At 56.6% G+C, this 1,295-nt stretch carries 1 rRNA gene (cut by both window edges); it reads right to left on the reverse strand.

Going from position 1 to position 1,295, the window contains the following annotated elements:
- Positions 1–1,295, reverse strand: a 23S ribosomal RNA gene (locus ACZ7LB_RS31855) (it extends past both window edges: 1,272 nt to the left, 726 nt to the right).

Consider the following 1,295-nt stretch of genomic DNA (forward strand, 5'->3'; position numbering starts at 1 on the left):
ATCATCACCAGGTGTGGCCCCCCTTCTCCCGAAGTTACGGGGGCATTTTGCCGAGTTCCTTAACCATAGTTCACCCGAACGCCTCGGTATTCTCTACCTGACCACCTGAGTCGGTTTAGGGTACGGGCCGCCATGAAACTCGCTAGAGGCTTTTCTCGACAGCATAGGATCATCCACTTCACCACAATCGGCTCGGCATCAGGTCTCAGACACAAGCCAGGCGGATTTACCTACCTGACGTCCTACACCCTTACCCCGGGACAACCACCGCCCGGGATGGACTACCTTCCTGCGTCACCCCATCACTCACCTACTACCAGCTCGGGTCACCGGCTCCACCACTCCCACCAACAGCAAAGCTGAAGACAGGCGGCTTCACGGGCTTAGCATCACTGGATTCAATGTTTGACGCTTCACAGCGGGTACCGGAATATCAACCGGTTATCCATCGACTACGCCTGTCGGCCTCGCCTTAGGTCCCGACTTACCCTGGGCAGATCAGCTTGACCCAGGAACCCTTAGTCAATCGGCGCAAACGTTTCTCACGTTTGTATCGCTACTCATGCCTGCATTCTCACTCGTCAACCGTCCACAACTCGCTTCCGCGGCTGCTTCACCCGGCAGACGACGCTCCCCTACCCATCACGATCCCCGTTGGGGGTACATATCGCAATGACACGACTTCGGCGGTACGCTTGAGCCCCGCTACATTGTCGGCGCGGAATCACTAGACCAGTGAGCTATTACGCACTCTTTCAAGGGTGGCTGCTTCTAAGCCAACCTCCTGGTTGTCTCTGCGACTCCACATCCTTTCCCACTTAGCGTACGCTTAGGGGCCTTAGTCGATGCTCTGGGCTGTTTCCCTCTCGACCATGGAGCTTATCCCCCACAGTCTCACTGCCGCGCTCTCACTTACCGGCATTCGGAGTTTGGCTAAGGTCAGTAACCCGGTAGGGCCCATCGCCTATCCAGTGCTCTACCTCCGGCAAGAAACACACGACGCTGCACCTAAATGCATTTCGGGGAGAACCAGCTATCACGGAGTTTGATTGGCCTTTCACCCCTAACCACAGGTCATCCCCCAGGTTTTCAACCCTGGTGGGTTCGGTCCTCCACGAAGTCTTACCTCCGCTTCAACCTGCCCATGGCTAGATCACTCCGCTTCGGGTCTTGAGCGTGCTACTCAAACGCCCTATTAGGACTCGCTTTCGCTACGGCTACCCCACCCGGGTTAACCTCGCAACACACCGCAAACTCGCAGGCTCATTCTTCAAAAGGCACGCAGTCACGACGCA

The organism is Streptomyces sp. NPDC107521 (assembly GCF_055598485.1).